At 36.3% G+C, this 16845-nt stretch carries 21 protein-coding genes and 1 pseudogene; 10 read left to right on the forward strand and 12 right to left on the reverse strand.

What is annotated here, in order from left to right:
- Positions 1–427 (forward strand): annotated as a pseudogene (locus G6R09_RS00005) (ISNCY family transposase); the annotation flags it as partial.
- Between the two features lie 113 nt (positions 428–540).
- Here the strand turns inward: G6R09_RS00005 and G6R09_RS00010 are convergent.
- Entirely contained in the window at positions 541–855 is a 315-nt protein-coding gene (locus G6R09_RS00010) for a hypothetical protein (protein ID WP_065176414.1), read from the reverse strand.
- 145 nt (positions 856–1000) lie between these two features.
- Between G6R09_RS00010 and G6R09_RS00015 the strand changes: the two genes are divergently transcribed.
- Positions 1001–1519 (forward strand): hypothetical protein, encoded by a 519-nt coding sequence (locus tag G6R09_RS00015; protein ID WP_240345669.1) that lies wholly within the window; start codon positions 1001–1003, stop codon positions 1517–1519.
- 374 nt (positions 1520–1893) lie between these two features.
- Complete coding sequence (locus G6R09_RS00020; protein WP_163919933.1) at positions 1894–3954, forward strand: P-loop ATPase, Sll1717 family; 2061 nt, start codon at positions 1894–1896, stop codon at positions 3952–3954.
- Between the two features lie 368 nt (positions 3955–4322).
- Here G6R09_RS00020 and G6R09_RS00025 read toward each other — a convergent pair whose 3' ends face one another.
- The 4 genes from G6R09_RS00025 to G6R09_RS00040 form a co-directional block, all read right to left on the reverse strand.
- Positions 4323–4703 carry a DUF3653 domain-containing protein gene (locus G6R09_RS00025; protein ID WP_163919935.1) on the reverse strand — a complete coding sequence of 127 codons (381 nt, stop codon included), beginning with the start codon at positions 4701–4703 and terminating at the stop codon, positions 4323–4325.
- Positions 4704–4801: 98 nt separating this feature from the next.
- Positions 4802–4945 (reverse strand): hypothetical protein, encoded by a 144-nt coding sequence (locus G6R09_RS00030; RefSeq protein ID WP_163919937.1) that lies wholly within the window; start codon positions 4943–4945, stop codon positions 4802–4804.
- A 77-nt stretch (positions 4946–5022) separates the two neighbouring features.
- Positions 5023–5517 (reverse strand): hypothetical protein, encoded by a 495-nt coding sequence (locus tag G6R09_RS00035; protein WP_163919939.1) that lies wholly within the window; start codon positions 5515–5517, stop codon positions 5023–5025.
- Positions 5518–5544: 27 nt separating this feature from the next.
- Entirely contained in the window at positions 5545–5910 is a 366-nt protein-coding gene (locus G6R09_RS00040) for a hypothetical protein (RefSeq protein ID WP_163919941.1), read from the reverse strand.
- Positions 5911–6281: 371 nt separating this feature from the next.
- On the opposite strand from G6R09_RS00040, the gene G6R09_RS00045 reads away from it, so the two are divergent.
- Positions 6282–7055, forward strand: coding sequence for a nuclease-related domain-containing protein (locus tag G6R09_RS00045; protein ID WP_163919943.1), 774 nt, complete (start codon positions 6282–6284; stop codon positions 7053–7055).
- A 130-nt stretch (positions 7056–7185) separates the two neighbouring features.
- A complete protein-coding gene (locus tag G6R09_RS00050) occupies positions 7186–7920 on the forward strand; it encodes a hypothetical protein (protein ID WP_163919945.1) in 735 nt (244 codons plus the stop codon).
- 790 nt (positions 7921–8710) lie between these two features.
- Here G6R09_RS00050 and G6R09_RS00055 read toward each other — a convergent pair.
- Both G6R09_RS00055 and G6R09_RS00060 read right to left on the reverse strand, forming a co-directional pair.
- Positions 8711–9463, reverse strand: a complete 753-nt coding sequence (locus G6R09_RS00055) for an endonuclease (RefSeq protein WP_065167683.1) — start codon at positions 9461–9463, stop codon at positions 8711–8713.
- Positions 9464–9609: 146 nt separating this feature from the next.
- On the reverse strand, positions 9610–9801 hold the full coding sequence (locus G6R09_RS00060; protein WP_065167485.1) for a YwbE family protein: 192 nt from the start codon (positions 9799–9801) through the stop codon (positions 9610–9612).
- 200 nt (positions 9802–10001) lie between these two features.
- Between G6R09_RS00060 and G6R09_RS00065 the strand changes: the two genes are divergently transcribed.
- Positions 10002–10472, forward strand: coding sequence for a protease inhibitor I42 family protein (locus G6R09_RS00065; protein WP_163919947.1), 471 nt, complete (start codon positions 10002–10004; stop codon positions 10470–10472).
- Positions 10473–10549: 77 nt separating this feature from the next.
- Here the strand turns inward: G6R09_RS00065 and G6R09_RS00070 are convergent, their stop codons facing one another.
- From G6R09_RS00070 to G6R09_RS00085, 4 genes are all read right to left on the reverse strand, one after another.
- Positions 10550–10888: a hypothetical protein gene (locus G6R09_RS00070; RefSeq protein ID WP_065167487.1), complete on the reverse strand. Its 339-nt coding sequence runs from the start codon at positions 10886–10888 to the stop codon at positions 10550–10552.
- 116 nt (positions 10889–11004) lie between these two features.
- Complete coding sequence (locus tag G6R09_RS00075) at positions 11005–11892, reverse strand: LysR family transcriptional regulator (RefSeq protein WP_065167488.1); 888 nt, start codon at positions 11890–11892, stop codon at positions 11005–11007.
- Positions 11893–12016: 124 nt separating this feature from the next.
- Positions 12017–12793: a helix-turn-helix transcriptional regulator gene (locus tag G6R09_RS00080; protein ID WP_163919949.1), complete on the reverse strand. Its 777-nt coding sequence runs from the start codon at positions 12791–12793 to the stop codon at positions 12017–12019.
- 101 nt (positions 12794–12894) lie between these two features.
- Positions 12895–13374 (reverse strand): YbhB/YbcL family Raf kinase inhibitor-like protein, encoded by a 480-nt coding sequence (locus G6R09_RS00085; protein WP_163919951.1) that lies wholly within the window; start codon positions 13372–13374, stop codon positions 12895–12897.
- A 200-nt stretch (positions 13375–13574) separates the two neighbouring features.
- Between G6R09_RS00085 and G6R09_RS00090 the strand changes: the two genes are divergently transcribed.
- The 3 genes from G6R09_RS00090 (at position 13575) to G6R09_RS00100 (ending at position 14827) form a co-directional block, all read left to right on the forward strand.
- A complete protein-coding gene (locus tag G6R09_RS00090) occupies positions 13575–13988 on the forward strand; it encodes a hypothetical protein (RefSeq protein ID WP_065167491.1) in 414 nt (137 codons plus the stop codon).
- 112 nt (positions 13989–14100) lie between these two features.
- Positions 14101–14349: a DinI-like family protein gene (locus G6R09_RS00095; RefSeq protein WP_163919953.1), complete on the forward strand. Its 249-nt coding sequence runs from the start codon at positions 14101–14103 to the stop codon at positions 14347–14349.
- Positions 14350–14449: 100 nt separating this feature from the next.
- Positions 14450–14827, forward strand: a complete 378-nt coding sequence (locus tag G6R09_RS00100) for a cupin domain-containing protein (RefSeq protein ID WP_065167493.1) — start codon at positions 14450–14452, stop codon at positions 14825–14827.
- A gap of 379 nt (positions 14828–15206) precedes the next feature.
- Here G6R09_RS00100 and G6R09_RS00105 read toward each other — a convergent pair whose 3' ends face one another.
- Positions 15207–15566, reverse strand: coding sequence for a hypothetical protein (locus tag G6R09_RS00105; RefSeq protein ID WP_065167494.1), 360 nt, complete (start codon positions 15564–15566; stop codon positions 15207–15209).
- Positions 15567–15848: 282 nt separating this feature from the next.
- Here G6R09_RS00105 and G6R09_RS00110 point away from each other — a divergent pair, with 282 nt between their 5' ends.
- Positions 15849–16838 (forward strand): substrate-binding domain-containing protein, encoded by a 990-nt coding sequence (locus G6R09_RS00110; protein WP_235859658.1) that lies wholly within the window; start codon positions 15849–15851, stop codon positions 16836–16838.
- Positions 16839–16845 lie beyond the last annotated feature (7 nt).

Raw genomic sequence — 16845 nt, forward strand, 5'->3', positions numbered from 1 at the left:
TGATATTTTTGTGTGGCAAGAACCAAGGAAATTATCAAAGTCACTGACATTTCAATACGACAAAGTTATCTATTTAATTGTTCCAACTGAAGAAAATCAACGACTTGTACATCAAGTTGTTAACGTTCTAGATCGCCCAGATGGCACCATCGCCATTCAATACGGCCATCGTAAATTAGAATTTAAAGTGTTTGATAAGCTCGAAGATGTTGACCAAGGTCAGGTGGTCGATAATAAACGTTTGGGCGCAGTATTGAAATTTGCCCAGGCGAAACAGCAACAATATGACCAACAACAAACACGTAGTCGTAGTAAAAAAGCCCCCAAACGAACCGCCCAACAACGGGCAATCCGTCAACTTGAAGCCATCAATCCAGTGTTAGTTCACCCGGAACAATTTAAACCCAGTACCAGAAAAAAGCCGTGACTTCCCTACTCTATAACCCCAAATTCACCCTAATGAACTACCTTAAAAGGAGACATTTTAATCGGGGAATAATGAGGACATTTTAAACAAAATACCGTTATAAGAAATGGCAACTACTCAAACAATTCATCATCAGACATATCTTTATATTTTACATAATCACTAGCGCTTTTACTTCGAATCCCATTTAGTGCTTTTTGGGCTCGAATTATTTTAGATTCAAGATCGGGACTTAATTGCTTTTTGATTGATGTAAAACCATCCAAAATATTCATCATTGACTCAAAAGTTTCAGCGTTAACTATGTATCCTGTTACTTTATTATTGTTTAAAAGCGCTGTTGTACCGTTATCTAAACACTCTTTTATATGACTTCTTGCGTAAGTGACACTAACAACCTTTTGAGAATATATCTTTTGTATCGTCATATTTTTACCTTATAACGTAGATTATCCAATCGTGATAAAAACGTTTTATTGGTTATTGTACCACCAAAGACTAAGTTTTATGACTTACTGCATATCGACACCCCTATTATCCAAACCTTATTAGATAACTACAGTACCAATACTGTTGAGTAAACCGCATTTGCTTATTACTGATCGTGAGCAAGGTTATATCACTGTTGGTCAGAACGTGCCGTTTTTGGTATCAAGTGAAGTAACGGATGGTGGTAATACGATCCAAAAAATCGAGCGTCAAAATGTAGGTGTATCACTACGAGTAACACCGCATATCATAGGTGATACGGTATTGATGAATATTAACCAGACATCAAGCAGTGTTAGTAATAGCGATATAGCTAGCGACATCATCACCAATAACCGCCAAATACAGACAGTGATTCAGGCTAAAGATGGCCAATCAATCATACTTGGTGGCTTGGTTGGTGAGGAATCAAGGAGTAATGATACGGGAGTGCCAATTCTTAAAGATATACTGCTAATAGGCTCGCTCTTTAGCTCTACATCAGGCAGAGAGATCATCGGTATTGATAAAGGTCAGTATCATCTAGTTTTTGCTTTTAAAAACAAAAAAGAAAACTTTGATGGTCGGAGGCCAAATTTAAAAGCGCGTTCCCCACTCCATTAGGATTGTGGATAACGCGCTTTTTTATTATCCACATGACATATGTGAAATTAAGAAAGGATCACTAAGATTGCTCTAAAGAAAGGCTAACAACGGTCATAAGAAAAGTTAGTATTTTAGGGTTTTTGATATGCCACAGCGCGCTATGCGCGGTAGAAACGTTTAGTAACACACTCAACAAACTGTTAACGGCATTTTATTGTTACTATCGGCATAGAAAGTGTACCAAAACGGGGTTTATTCTCTTGTTTTACTTGAGATGTAATCACATGGTGTGTGAAAAATTGCATATGTTAAATAGAGTGTTTTTAGTGGCTATATTAACTAATGCAGCATATTTATGCTCATTTAGTTCTTCATATATTTAGGATGCAGAAATGAACGGAAATATTTTAGGTGATATTCGAGCTGAGAATGATCTCAAAATGCTTGAAAATGCTTACTATGAATCATCTGACTATAAGGCTCTTGTTGAGTCTTATGACCGACCTATTGTCGTTGGTAGGCGTGGTACAGGAAAGAGTGCATTAGCCTTTAAGCTTCAAAAGCACTGGGAAGCAAAACCTAAGACACAAACACTATCAATCGCCCCTAATGAAAATCAAATTATTGGCCTAAGGGATGTATTTTGCTTATTTGGAGATAATTATCTTCATATAAAAGCTGGAACAAAGATGGCGTGGAGATATGCCATTTATATGGAAGTTATTACTGATTTAAATCATCACTATAAATATAAAAATAATTTAAAAAGTCAGTTAATAGCTGAACATATTTCAGGTTGGGGACCTAAAGGACGGAATATTTCGTCAAAGATAAGGACTAAACTCCAAAGTTTATTCACTATAGAGCAAAGTCCACAGTCAAGAATAGCCGATTTAGCAGATGTTTTAGAGTTAGAATTACTTGAGGAAGTAATTTTAGATGCTCTGAATCGGTCTAAAGTACAGTATGTTATTTTTGCAGATAGATTGGATGAGGGATATAGCCCTGATAATCTTGGTGTAGCTATTATCGACGGCTTTGTTCAATCAGTTATAGATATTAAAAGTACCCTAAAAGAGAAAGTTATCGCTTTTGCTTTTGTCAGAGATAATATCTACAGAGCGATTTCTAAATTAGATCCTGACTTTACTCGTAACATTGAGGGACAATCTTTACGACTCCATTGGGATGAATATAGTCTTTTTAATCTTGTGTGTAATCGAATAAGAATTGCTTATGGGGTTGATATAGAGAATAACACAAAAATTTGGAGCAAGTTCACAGCTCGAGAGCTAAAAGGACGAGAAGGATTTCGATCTGCGTTAAAACTGACATTGTATCGTCCTCGAGATATATTAGTACTTTTAAATGAAGCATTTCTTAGAGCTAACTCTCAAGAACGACAAGAAATTATCCTTGACGATATAGATTTGACCGCAAAAACTATTTCTCAAAATCGCTTATCAGATTTACATAAAGAATATGATCAAATATTTCCTTCGTTAGAAGAGTTTACTGCTGCTTTTTATGGTTCAACTTCTGAGGTTCGTGGGGACCACGCCCTAACACTTATTGCTAAAGTATTGCAAAAGGATAAATTTGAAAGACAAAAGCAGCAAGATATTTTTCTATTTGAGAATGAAAGTCAGGTGTTGCAGCGCCTTTATAGTGTAGGTTTTATTGGTATTCATAATGAAATGTCAGCCTCTTTTGTTTTTTGTCATGATGGAAAAGATCCAGATAGAAATTTTGCTAATAACATGCGTCTTCTAATTCACCCTTGCTATTGGCTTTCATTATCAACAACTCAATCTGAACTAAAATTAGATGAAGCAGAAGATATCAATGATGAATATGACATTGAGGTTACATCTGTTTCTGAAGATCAAAGGAAGCAACGAATAGGCGCTTTATTAGATGAAGTTGATAATATTCGTGAGGGTGCCAAAGATGCATATGACTTTGAAGCCTGGGTGCTAAAAGCTTTAAAAATAATATTTGCTGGGGCATTAACTAATATCGAAGCTCATCCTAATAAAAATGCTTTACAGCAAAGGGATATGGTAGCGACAAATCTAGGTGATTCAGCTTTTTGGAAGAGAGTTCTTCAAGACTACAAATCAAGGCAAGTTATTTTTGAAGTTAAAAATTATACAAAATTAGGTGCTGATGAGTACAGGCAAGTAAATTCTTATTTAATTAATGATTATGGAAATATCGCTTTTATAGTCTGTAGAGACCCAACAAATAATTTGACTAAAGGTAAAGACTTGAATTGGACGAGAGAATTGTATCAAGAACATCGTAAAATAGTTATTAAGCTTTCTTATAAGTTTTTAGAGAAGCATTTAAGAAAAGCGAGAAGTCCACAGAAACATAATGCTGTAGATAAAGAGTTAAATGCTCTTCTTGATACGTATATTAGGCAGTATATGCCTAATAAATGTAGGTAAATGCAACCCTTTACATGTGCACTAACTAACTGTTAATTAAGCAGTCTTTGTGTGTTTATTGGAAAACAGTAAAGTCTATTTTAAACGTGGATTTTGCTGTTTTTAATAAAAGCCTATTACTGTCATTCGGTATATTTCTCTATATAATGCATTACAAAGTCCTATTCTATGACTAGTTAGTTTAGGTATTAGCTCCCATTTTCTATTCTTAAATCTATTCAATAGTCGAGTACTGCATCTAAGCTTTTGTGTGGTAGTTATTTTACTTCTTTTAAATTTTACGTGGTGATTTTTGCCCTTAATAACAATAAACTATTTAAATCAATAGAGTTAAAATATAACCTGTCTTAGTAACAGGTTATATCTAGCTATTTTAACTTCTTCAGCATCCTAGCTGTCCGCAATACTTCACGTTGAAAACGCAGCTCATCAGTCGCTCCTATTTCTATAAGAGCATTCCCCATAATGATCCTGTTTGGTGTTAACGGCCAACCATCAGGGGTAATCAACTTTCCTTTGGATACTTTCCAGCCTTGCCAATCATCATCAAGTGGTGATAAATCTCGGCAAGCATACATTTTCATCAAACGCCTACAAATGGGTGGTATTGTCTTACCTTTATCCCACTGTAAAACCGTTTTCGGTGTCTTAAAGCACAGCTTTGCTGTCATCTCAACGGTTAGGTTACAGGTATAGAATCGAAAGATTTCATTATCAGTAATGCGGCGTTTCTTATTGATTTTGTTCATTTCTTTGCTAAAGAAAGGATATTATCATTTCCATGAATGCTTCATGTGTATAATAAATGCGACATTATGCTATTACTGATGTTTATGTTATTAGACAGCTAGGGTAAGTTCTTTAGCATCCTTGCTGTCTGAATGATCTTCGTTTTAAGTCCTCTTTCATTATCTGAGTTAATCTCCATCAACGCATAACCCATTAATATCTGCTCTGGCTTGAGTGATATGCCTGCCTCGTTGGTTCTCATAACATAGGACAACCTTAACCCTGCTTTCACCAAATACAAAAATACCGCCACAGTGGACGGTATTAGATTGGTTCTAGTTATTTAGACTTAGCAGTGCTCTTCTCTAAACCATCAAACATTGTAGGCGGTATGTCTTTTAAAATTAATGACCATGCATTGCCGACACCATCACCGCTAAAATTGTTTTTCTCGGTGTCTTTAAACCAATAGTAAGTCGGCAATCCTGAGTACGTTAGTTGTAACTTGTTAAGCTCATTATTGTATACCGCGCCAAATTTTGGATCTTGTAAGATTAACTTTTTCATTTCTTTCATAGTGACGATTGCGGCGGGCCATCTTGCTAAGCATGAGCCTAACGGGCCTTTGTCTTTCATGCTGGTACATTTAGGTGGAATGGGCGAATTAACGTCTTTTTTAAACGTGTATAGCGCCAAATCGTCTTTACCAACCAGAAGGTTGCCTTTAGGTGTTATTTTAAACGTCGGTTCTGTTGGGTACTCTACATTATGAGCAAAGGCACTAGAAGAGATTGATAATAAAAGTAATGAGGTATTAATTAATATTTTTTTCATGATGGTTACCATTTCAAAGTCGTGTGGTTATAACGTCTTGTCAGATGTTGTTGCTTTATAAAAAAAGAACGATGAGCATCCTCCCCATGCAACAATATTAACCATCAACGCTTTTATGATATTAATTGGCGTGACAGGAATAGTTTGAAAGACAAAGAAAGTACATAAACTTGCGATAAAACCGACGACGATACCTTTGATAAACCATCTCTGTTTTAAAAAAGGCAAGCAATAAAGCAGTGCCCATAAACCGCCCCAAAAAAACTGTTTATAGACAAATATATGATCGGGTTGGGACAATCCTTGTAATGGGTTGATGAGATAAATCGCAGCGACATTGGCGATACTACCAATAAACCCTGCCCCTAAAGCTATTGTGATATTTTTAAGCATATTGTTCCCTATGTGCCAATTCTTGAAGTAATAGAACTTTGCACTAAAAGAAAAATTTCACCGTTATGAGAATAAATTTTAAGGGCGTTATTTTGCGCGTGTTGATGTCACTTCGATACTGATTGCTAATTAGTTACAGTGTCACTCTGTGTTGTATGAATCCGGTGCATGGGGTGTTTGTTGTTGCAATAGTTAACTGCTCGATAACTATCAAATATATTCATTTATAGAGATAGCTCGCGAAAAAGCTTTTTTATACTTTTGTTTTATCAATTGAAAAATAGAATGTGACGTTTTTTGTGACTAATTTTTAGCACAATATAATTAGGCTTTTAGCTAACCATTAAATTGCTCGTGAATAGGAAATCAAAGTGGATATATCGAAGCTATTATTTGAGATGCTTGAACAGGTTTGGTATCTAATACCATTAGTTATCTTGGTTAATATCTTCAAAAGCCGTTGGTTTAAAGGTATTTTTGGTGAGTTTGTTGTAAACCGCCTTTTACTCAAGCTTCCAAAATCGGATTATACACTCATCAAAGATGTTACCTTGCCGACCGATGATGGTACGACTCAAATTGACCATGTTGTTGTGTCTAAGTTTGGCATATTTGTCGTTGAAACAAAAAATATGAAAGGTTGGATTTTTGGTTCTGCTCGGCAAAAACAATGGACACAAAAAATTTATCGGCATTCCTCAAAGTTTCAAAATCCTCTTCATCAAAATTACAAACACGTTAAAACACTTGAATTACAGCTAGGTTGTAGCGGTGAACAATTGCATTCCGTGATTATTTTTATTGGTGATAGCACTTTTAAAACTGAGATGCCACCTAACGTTACTTATGCTCGTGGCTGTATACGTTATATTAAACAGTTTGATGAGGTGGTGTTTTCTGATGATGAATATTTGCGATTAATAGAATCTTTGAATCAGATTAAGTTAAAACGTGGAATAACGACCAATGTAAAGCACCGTCAGCATGTACAAAAAATAGTTGCTGAGAAAGAGTCTATAAAACTGTGCCCTCGTTGTGGCTCTACAATGTTAATGCGTGAAACAAAGCGTGGTGAGAATAAAGGCAAACAGTTTTGGGGCTGTTCTACGTTCCCTAAGTGTCGAGCGGTTGAACAATCTAACTGATTTTATGAGTGATACTGCTTTGTTTCTATAGTCACAATATTAACCAAGTCTCATTCTATAGTATTCAATACAATGCAATAATGTGATTTAAATTTACTGCCAATTGCACCTCATTAATTCAAGGATGAATATGAAGTATAACCAACTGCTTTTAACGGGCTTAGTGCTTATTAGTTGCCCTTTATTTGCCTCTGAAATCTACAAGTGTTCTGTTGATGCTCAGGTAACGTTTCAAGATTTTCCATGCGAAGAAGCTTATGATTATGGAATGGATGAGTTTGCGACTTTTGATGGTTGGAAATATGGTATGAATATTCTAGCTTTCAAAAAACAAGCTAAAGAAAGGCAACTAGCTGTTAATGTCGGCCCTTCATTTATATATGGTAAATATAATGAAAAACACATTAATAGTAACCCTGACGCACGAACATATTCTTACAGAGCAACCGTTGCAGGAGAAAGTGCAAACATCAGTTTGTTTTTTACTCGTCAATCCCAAGCACTTTATCAAGTAAACGTTACTTTTATCGTTAACGGTCTACCTTTGGAAGAAAAAAAATACTTTTATGTCAGTTTAGTTAATCACCTTAGCTCTAAGTATGGTCAATACATTGAGGCAAAAGATTATCCTATTAATGTTAATCCACTTTCAAAGGTATTCTTAAATAATTTGGTTGGAACAGAAAAAGTATGGGGTTCTAATTCTGATAGTGTGATCTCTCTTACTGGAAATGCACCTTCGATTATCGCTTATAAGCTTGATTACAAATTTATTCCTCTTTTAAATAAAAGCATAAAAGAAACCACTCAAGCAATAATGACGCATACTGATAAAAATTTCTCTGTCGGTGCAGCGATACTATAGCCATTTTTATCCCCTACAGAGGATAATTACCATTTATCCGCTACAGGGGATAAATAACAGTAGCAATAATGAAGATAGCCTGATCTACGTTGAATAATAAAGTGGTTAAATATCTGTGTGGATTTTAGAAAATGCAGCTTGTGATGGGGATATGTGAGTAACAACAGCGGTAGTAATATGGTTGACTAACCTACTACTATTGTCGAAATAGTAGTAGGCCAAACATCATAAATAGAAAGATTCTATTCTGCAGTTTGTTGAAGCTTACTAAGCTCTATTTCGATTTTTTCAATTTCAGCAGTGTAACGTGCTTTACTTGCACCATCTCGAGTAGATTTAGACATGGCTTGTAACTTAGAAAGCTTTTTTGTAAGGGTAGCTAATTGATTCTGAGTTCTACGATTGCTGCTCATTAATAAATGGTACTCCAATAAATAAAATTTTGTGTGACATACAATATGAATAGTATGTTAATACAACACGTTAACTCATCAAACGGTTAACACAATTGTATTTCTAGCTCGTTACATTTATAGCGTAGCATATAAGACTACAAAAAATAAAATATTAATAGCGTTTAGTTTCGTTTTGATAACTAGCGCCTGTTATTAATGCTATAGAGCGTCGATATTCCCACTAAGATCATAACATTAAGATTACCTCGTTTGTCTTTTGTTAACAATTGAAGATACTCACAATTGTTGTATTAGGCTTTTATTGCTTTTATAAACAAAACAAAAAAATCCATATCGCGAAATATGGATTTTTTAGGTGTGATTTCAAGTCGGTTTTAGCCGATGTTTTTACAACGTGAGGCTAAGATAGGATCCACATTGCCTTGAATTTTTTGAATTTTAGCGGCACGTTCACATTCCCATTTTGATACTGGGTATTGTTTATCCCATGCAGTCATTAATTGACGCTGCTGACGGCTCATTTTGTAGCTTGGGTATACCGCTTCAAAATACATGTAGGTACGGGCGATAACACCACGTGCGCGCTCTGGTGGCTGTGCATCATGGTCTTTTTTATCAATGATCATGTCGCAGCTACCAAATGAACGATAGTCTTTGCTAGCTGTTTTAGGCAGCATTACATAGTTGTAGTTCTGACGAGCCGCATTCACAGCACCTACTGCTGGGAATAAGTTATAAAGGTCTGATTGCATTAAGCGGTATTCAGCATTGGCTTTTTCAGCACACTTACGGCCTTTAAATGATTTGCCTTTGCTATCAACACAAACTTTAGCGCCATCACGCCATTCACTAAATGCGCGACCAAAGTTCTCCGCTGGTACTACGTGTTCTGCTTCCCAACGTTTAACGCGCTTTTTATATACGTCCGTTGTAAAGCCTGAAGGTAATGTAACGTACTTTTTATTGTTGAAATCAGCACCACAGTAAATAGTTTTCATATCTACAGGGTTAGTATAGATCTGCTGTTGCATGATCTTTTTAGCTTTGCTGAATGATTGGTTAGTGGTGTTACCTTGTGGAGTTTGTGCAAATGCTAGCGTTGGTAAAAGTGCAACACTAAGTAGCATAATTTTGGTTCGATTCACGATGTTCTCTTTCTATATAGTACGATCAATTTGTCACGTTAATGACATGCTGATATACCAAAACCAGACTTGGCTTTGGTTATGATTGGATTAAATACGATGGTAAGTTGTTTGTTGGCGACCTACGTTTAAAGGATCACTTTCACTCGGCCGACATCACCTGTTGTTAGGCGTACTTTTATGCCGTGGGGATGGGTTGGTGAGTTGGTAAGTATTTTCTCAACCGTACCTGATGTTAGCGTGCCGCTACGTTGATCTTGCTTTAATACGATTTGAACGTCTAAACCAACATGGATATTAGAACGGTTTGTACCTGACATATTGACTCTTTTGTTTTTAATTTTTAGAGCTGTATTATTGATTGTTTACAGTAAAACGCAACTGAATATTAATAGTTGGTTGTTTTTTGGACATTACCGTCAGATTTTTACCCATTGCTGACGTTTTTTTACTGGTCTAGCGTAAGCACTGGGTTATTTGTTAGGCTAATAAAGAAACAACAAATATGAAGGACAGTGACATGAAAGCAATGAAACACATTCTATTAGCAACAACACTTGTAACTATCAGTGGTGGTACATTTGCGTCTGAACAAGCTCAATCAGTGCCACAACCTGTATGTGACGCGGGTTTTACCACTATTGTGACTGGCGATTATAGTAAAGTACCGCAAAAAACATGTTTACCAACTGATCAAAAACAAGCAATAACGATGAAGCTAGGCCAAACGTTTAAATTAAGTTTGCCCGCTAATCCTTCTACTGGTGCTTCTTGGGCGCTGCGCTCAATGCCAAACTCATTAATGTTGTTGAGTGTTGATTACCAAAATTTGCCACAATGTAAGAAAGGCATGGTCGGTTGCGCCGGTTTACGTTCATATACTTTTGAGGTGGTTGCAGCAGGTGTCGGAGAGCTAAAACTTAACTATGGCCGCTCATGGGAAAAAGACAGCTGGGAAAGCAAAAATATTGCGATTTCAGTACAACCTTAGTTGATTGTATATATTTAACTGAGCGAACAATGGCCCTCCGAAAGTGATGATCTGGAGGGCTGAGTGTTATTATGTGATTATCGGTGTTGAAGTGCTGGGCAATCTTTGGGAAGTAATTGCTCTGGTATTGCAGGCCCAACGCCCATATCAGCAGTCCACCCTTTTAAACCACCTGTTTTAGGATCAAAATCACTGCATTTGTAAGGCTTATCTTTAACTTGCAGCGCTGGAGCTGAATCTGAATTTGCTGCTTTTGGTAATGCCGCAGTGGGTACTTCAACGGCTGTGTTATCTTGTGTCTGCTCGATAACGGTATTGCTCTTTGTCGTTTGTTCACTTTTGATGATTGTAAATACTAAACTGCATATCACGATTCCACTAAGGACTGCGATGGCAGACTTTGTCGACTTTTTCATGAGCTATCCCTCTGTAAACACGCATTGGTTATCTATGGGCTATTTAAAGTCTATTTTATAGAGAAGATCAAATTATGTATTAAAACAAAGTCATTATTGCTTGTTTAATCATCTATTTAATGACTTATTTTTGTCAGTAATGGCATTATTGTTTGATAACGTACCGGTAACTGACGATGCTGTTTTTGAATGATGTACAGTTTTTCAGTTACGGCTGTTAATGGTGGCGCAATGTATAATTTATGTTTATCGAAAAAGTGTGCAATAGCGCTTTGAGGTAAAACGGTAAACCCTATCCCTTCAGCAACGGCGATTAAAATCTGACTAAGTTGATTGATATAGCTCGTTATCGGTAATTGCTCAATTTTAATATCGACTAAATGTGTTTGGCCGCAACTACGAAAATATTTGGTTAGATAATACTCGGCATCTGGGTGATTAATAAGCCCACAATCGGTTAATAGTTCGAGATTAACATCAGTATCTTTATAGCGTAGCGGTAACACTAAACATAATTGTTCTTGGCCAATAACGGTTGCTTTTAGTTTATCATTTTCAGGTGGTTGAGTGACAATGCCTATATCAATGCTATTCGTTTCAATATCTTCTAAAATTTTATGATTAGGCGCGGCTTCGAGATGGAAATGGAGCTGAGGGTGTTGTTGTTGTAAACGTAATAACTGCGGGTATAACGATAAAGCAAACGAGCCAGAACAAGCTAATTTACAGATACCAGCATGAGGACTGTCAGTTTGTAGACTGTTGATTAAGCTTTGATACTGTAGTGTTTGTTGTTGAGCATATTGATAGACAAGCATTCCCTGCTCTGTGATCTCAAATTGTTTGTTATAGCGGGTGATCAACTGATAGCCACAAGCTTGTTCTAACTTTTTAATATGCTGGCTTACACCTGGCTGTGTCATGTGTAAAACATCAGCTGTATGTGTGAAATGCCCTGTCTCTATTAATGTTTTAAAGGTTGTTAGCCATTGGGGATTAATCATTATTTACCGCACATCATTACAAAATGTTATTGTAATGAGAGTAAATGATAATTTAATACGCATCAAGCATTTGCCATTGTTATATGTCTATTGACTAAGGGATGGGCGATATTGTTCAACCCTTTTAGTTTAGAATCGTTTGTTGATATTCTTTAAGTGATAAGCCAAATTGTTTTTTAAACCGTTGCGCGAATCGTGTCTCTGACTGATAACCACAAAGTTGCGCTAAATCAAGCTGAGTATAATGCTGCTTTTGAAGTAACGTTAATGCGTAACCCATTCTTAACTCGGCTAAAACTTCTCTGAACTGGGTAGATTCTTCACGTAGGCGACGAATTAAGGTCGATTTACTTAATCCAAAATGCTGACATGCTGATTCAATACTATGTTGTTCAGCTGGCTGTTGTTTAAATAACGCCACAAGTTTGTCTCGCCATGATAAATCTTGTGAATGAAAGAGCTGATGTAGCCTACCGACATTTGCTAAATATTCAAATAATGCGTTCACCATGCACTCTTGCACGTTACGTGGTAACGATTTCGGCATATTAATGACATTCATAAATAAATACTCACCCGCATGATCAAATTGATAATCCGGCGCCACATTGCTACTAGCCTGCTGACGCGAACGATTGATAAGCTCTGTGGTCGGTTTAATGAAAAAACAGAGTTGCAGCGATGAAAATATACTCTGTGAGGGTTGGTTAATAAATGTATATTGTGAGTGGCCAGAGGTTAATAGCCAATGCTGGGGATCAATGCTTATCCAATCATTTTGCCATTGTAATTTTTTCACACCCGTCTGTACCCAAACAATGGATGGATAGATAAAAGGAACATTACGTAATTGCTGTGACTTTTGACCGCTGTAATGAATGCATTGCACAATTGCCGACATGTTATTCTCCTTTAATCTATTTATATTGCTGCTATAAAAAAGAAAGCCTCATAATAGATCGCTATAAATGAGACTTTTCTTTTTCACTGTCATTAGAACGATTAACGCTGGTAATGAGCTGTAATCGTTGATTTAGCTAATGCTGTACCGTTAAGCATAAAGCTGACTAAAGCACATGATGCATCATCTGGTACTTCCATCTTTTCACAAGGCAATGCCCATACAGTGAATACATAGCGGTGAACACCATGACCTTCTGGTGGACATGCGCCGCCGTAGCCATTAAAGCCGTAATCGTTACGCATTTCTAAACCAGCAGCAAGATCGGTTGATGCGCCTTCTGCAAGCTCATGGGTTGATGCTGGAATATTAATGACCAGCCAGTGCCAAAAACCACAGTCAGTTGGTGCATCAGGATCAAAACATGTAACAGCAAAACTCTTAGTGCCTTCAGGTGCATTTTTCCAAGCTAACTGAGGTGAGATATTATCGCCATCGTTACCAAAACTATTAAATGAAAAACGTTTATCGTGATGCTGTTCTTCTGCAATGCTGTTACTTGTCATAGTAAATGTTGACATGATTATATACTCTTGTTTGTTATCGATGGAGTAACTATACGGCTTTTTTATTGTCTATTTTCACCTTTAAGTGTCAAAATTAGTTTTTATTATCGCTAATATGACATTTTTTGTTGTTTGTTAAATGTTTTGACGGTTATGGTTGCGAGGTATGATAAAAAGGTATATTAAAATCAAATCGATTATAGGATGATTATTTAATGAAACTGACGCCTTTGTTCTTATTCGCTAATCTCTTCTCTGGCGCTGTTATGGCTCAGTCTACTTGCTCTGTTACCCACTTTGATACTGTTAATATAGAACCAACAATAGAAGCGGTTAACTATGATCAACAATCGCAAATGGCAGAGGTACATCATTCAGCACCTATGCGTTGTGCTACCATTAGTTTTCAAACAACACATACACTAAATAAAGTCGCCAATGCTATTCATGATGAGTTTGAAGCGACATATGCAGATATGACAACGGCAAAATCACATCTTATAACCTTCTCTGAGGATGATATTGATTCGGGTTACGTTCAATTACGCCGCCATAAACCTCAAACTGTTTATGCATGTTTCTCAACCTCAAATACACCAATTACATCAATTAGCTGTAAGTTTGAGTAACTTATGTTTAATAAACATTACCACTTAACACCATAAAGAGATTAAATTGCTCAGTCTATTACGCTGTATATATAATCAGTGTTATTTTATCCAGTGTAATAGATGGACTTATATGCGCATAGAGTTAATGGTTAATAAAAATAATGTACCACAAGATGTTTTTTGCCAAGTAGAACGCGAGTTTTGTCGCCGCATGGCGATATCTTGGCCAGATGCTTTAGTTCGAGTACGTTTAGGTGGTGCAAATGAATTAAATGTCTTAGGTGGATTAAAGGATGATAAACAACACGTTGAGTCACAACTTGAAGCCATGTTTGATGAAGCAGATGATTGGTTAGAGCAGCCAAGTTACGATATGTAGTGCGTTATAATTGCATATTGAGCTTGCTGATTTAATACATGATGATGTTACTGATAAGCGCTTATAATAATAACAATGTTATTTATTGGTAGTTTTTATTATGAGCACGTTTATTTCAAAAGATATTTGGTCTGATTTTACTGCTGATCCTGAATTTCCTGGATTTAGTTTTCGAGACACTGATGAAAGTAATGCCAATTGTGTCACTGCATTACTTGAGCGCTGGAAAGCAGGTACAATCGAAGATCCGCATCATCACCCTCATGATGATATGTCTATTATCGTTACTGGTGAGATTGCTATTCAATTTCATCTTCGTGTTGATGGCAAGTTAGTAAAAGATGGCGAACCAATGATCTTAACAGCGGGTCAAACGGGTTACATTAAAGCCAATCGCATTCATAGCGTCGTGTACACAACAGACTGTGACATGGTCTATATTCAAAATAAAACATTTGGCTTTGAAGTCGATCATTAATCATTGCTAAATATTGCACTTTTAAAAAACTCTCACGGTCATTTGTGAGAGTTTTTTTATGACTATTTTTTACTGAGATAATTTTCTACTATGTTGATTAAAAATAGATTTTTGATATGAAAGCAATAATGTAATGAAAGAATGAATAACACTTTTTAATTTTGTGGTTTTTATCGCATGTTATTGAAACTATTCTGACTCAATTACCCAATGCTATATATATTAACTAAATGTTAAATCTTATGGTGTTGTTATGTTTACGTTAGTAGCGAAATTTGTATGTCCTAAGTGTGGGAAATCCGAATACCTTGAAGGGAAAAATCTTATTATGTGTATTTGTGGTTATCGTGTTAATTATATTGAAGCATAAAAAGATCCACTAATAAGTTGATAAAATATCACTGAGTATTGCTGATGCTTGAATTTGAGTGTTAGATGGCGTGGTATAAGCTTTACAATATTTATATGCAATATCTTTTTTTATATCGCTAGATAGTGTGTCGTATTTTGTTTCTTCTGCTAGCGGCAAGTCTTTTAGAACGTAAGTTAATGCATACAAATTAGCAATAGTTTGCAAGGCCTCGGTCGGTTGCTTGAGATCAAAAGGCGTAATTGAATGTATGTAGCCTAAGCGAAAAATCTCAAGCTCATGTGCCGTCTTCACTTTGATGTCAGCATGCGCTAAAGAATTGAAAAATAATGAAATACCAAGCATAGATAGTGTAATTGTCTTTTTCATAACCTTTTATTCCTTTTTGCATTGATAAAGCTATTTATAGCATATATGTTATAAAATGCATATTTGATCTTTGTTAGTTTGTTGTTATTTATTTAAATTTATGAATAGCTGATAACATTTACCCTCAATGCACCCATCCATACCCTGCCCATATTGCTGACTTTTATGATCGATATGACAATATAGCCGCAATAAATTCTACTTATTAATAGTTAGCGTTTTTAACAAATAACGATAAAATGCTTCACTAATATAGATAGAATTCAAATTGCTGGTGAATATATGAAACATCTTTCAAAAAAATTCTCGACAGTTGTTATGGCGAGTCTTGCATTAGTCTCTACCAGTGTCTGTGCAACACCTTCTGGCACAAATATGTCAATCTGGATTGATGTCGGTGGCCCTGTCGGTGGTCCTTATGCAACGGTTGTTCAAAATGGAGCAAAGCAAGCAGCAGAAGATCTTGGGGCTAACTTACGGGTTGTTTATTCTGATTGGCAGCCACAAAAAATGATTGAGAACTTTAAACAAGCCGTTGCTGCTAAGCCTTCTGGTATTATTATTATGGGTCACCCAGGCGACAGTGCCTATCAACCTTTGGTTATGGAAGCTGAGAGTAAAGGTATTAATGTCACTGCAATTGATACCGCTTTACCGGCAAGCATGAGTGCAATGCAAGGTAAAGGTTTTGGTTATGTTGGAGTAAGTAATGCTAAACGTGGTATCAAACTAGCAGCCGAAGCGCTACGTCGTGGTAAGTTTAAAGCTGGTGATCATGCATTAGTTTGGGGCATAAAAGACATAGCTGAAAGAAGTAAATCTACTCGAGGTATGATCAAGACCTTAGAACAAGCTGGGTTAACCGTTGATTTTCTACAAATTTCACCTGAAACAGATAAAGATCCTTCATTAGGTACGGCTGCGATCACATCATACCTTGCCAGTCATATCAGTACTAAGCTCATCTTAGTTGATCATGGATCCCTCACCTCTCAAATGGCTAATTTCTTACGTAATGCTGGTGTTAGACCTAAAGAGATCTTTGTTGCAGGTTTTAGTTTATCTCCTGCAACCGCTGATGCTATTCGTAGCGATTATGTTCAGTTAGTTGCAGATAGCCAACCTTACCTGATGGGATATTTATCGGTTGTGCAAACAGTATTAAGTAATCGATACGGCTTTTCTGGTTTAAATATAGATACTGGTGCTGGATTTGTTGATCTCAAGAATATTAATTTCATTGCTCCGCTAGCAGCCAAAGGTATTCGTTAATGTGCTC

It is taken from the genome of Photobacterium sp. Alg240-V54 (assembly GCF_900537155.1).
In the GTDB taxonomy this organism is placed as follows: domain Bacteria; phylum Pseudomonadota; class Gammaproteobacteria; order Enterobacterales; family Vibrionaceae; genus Photobacterium.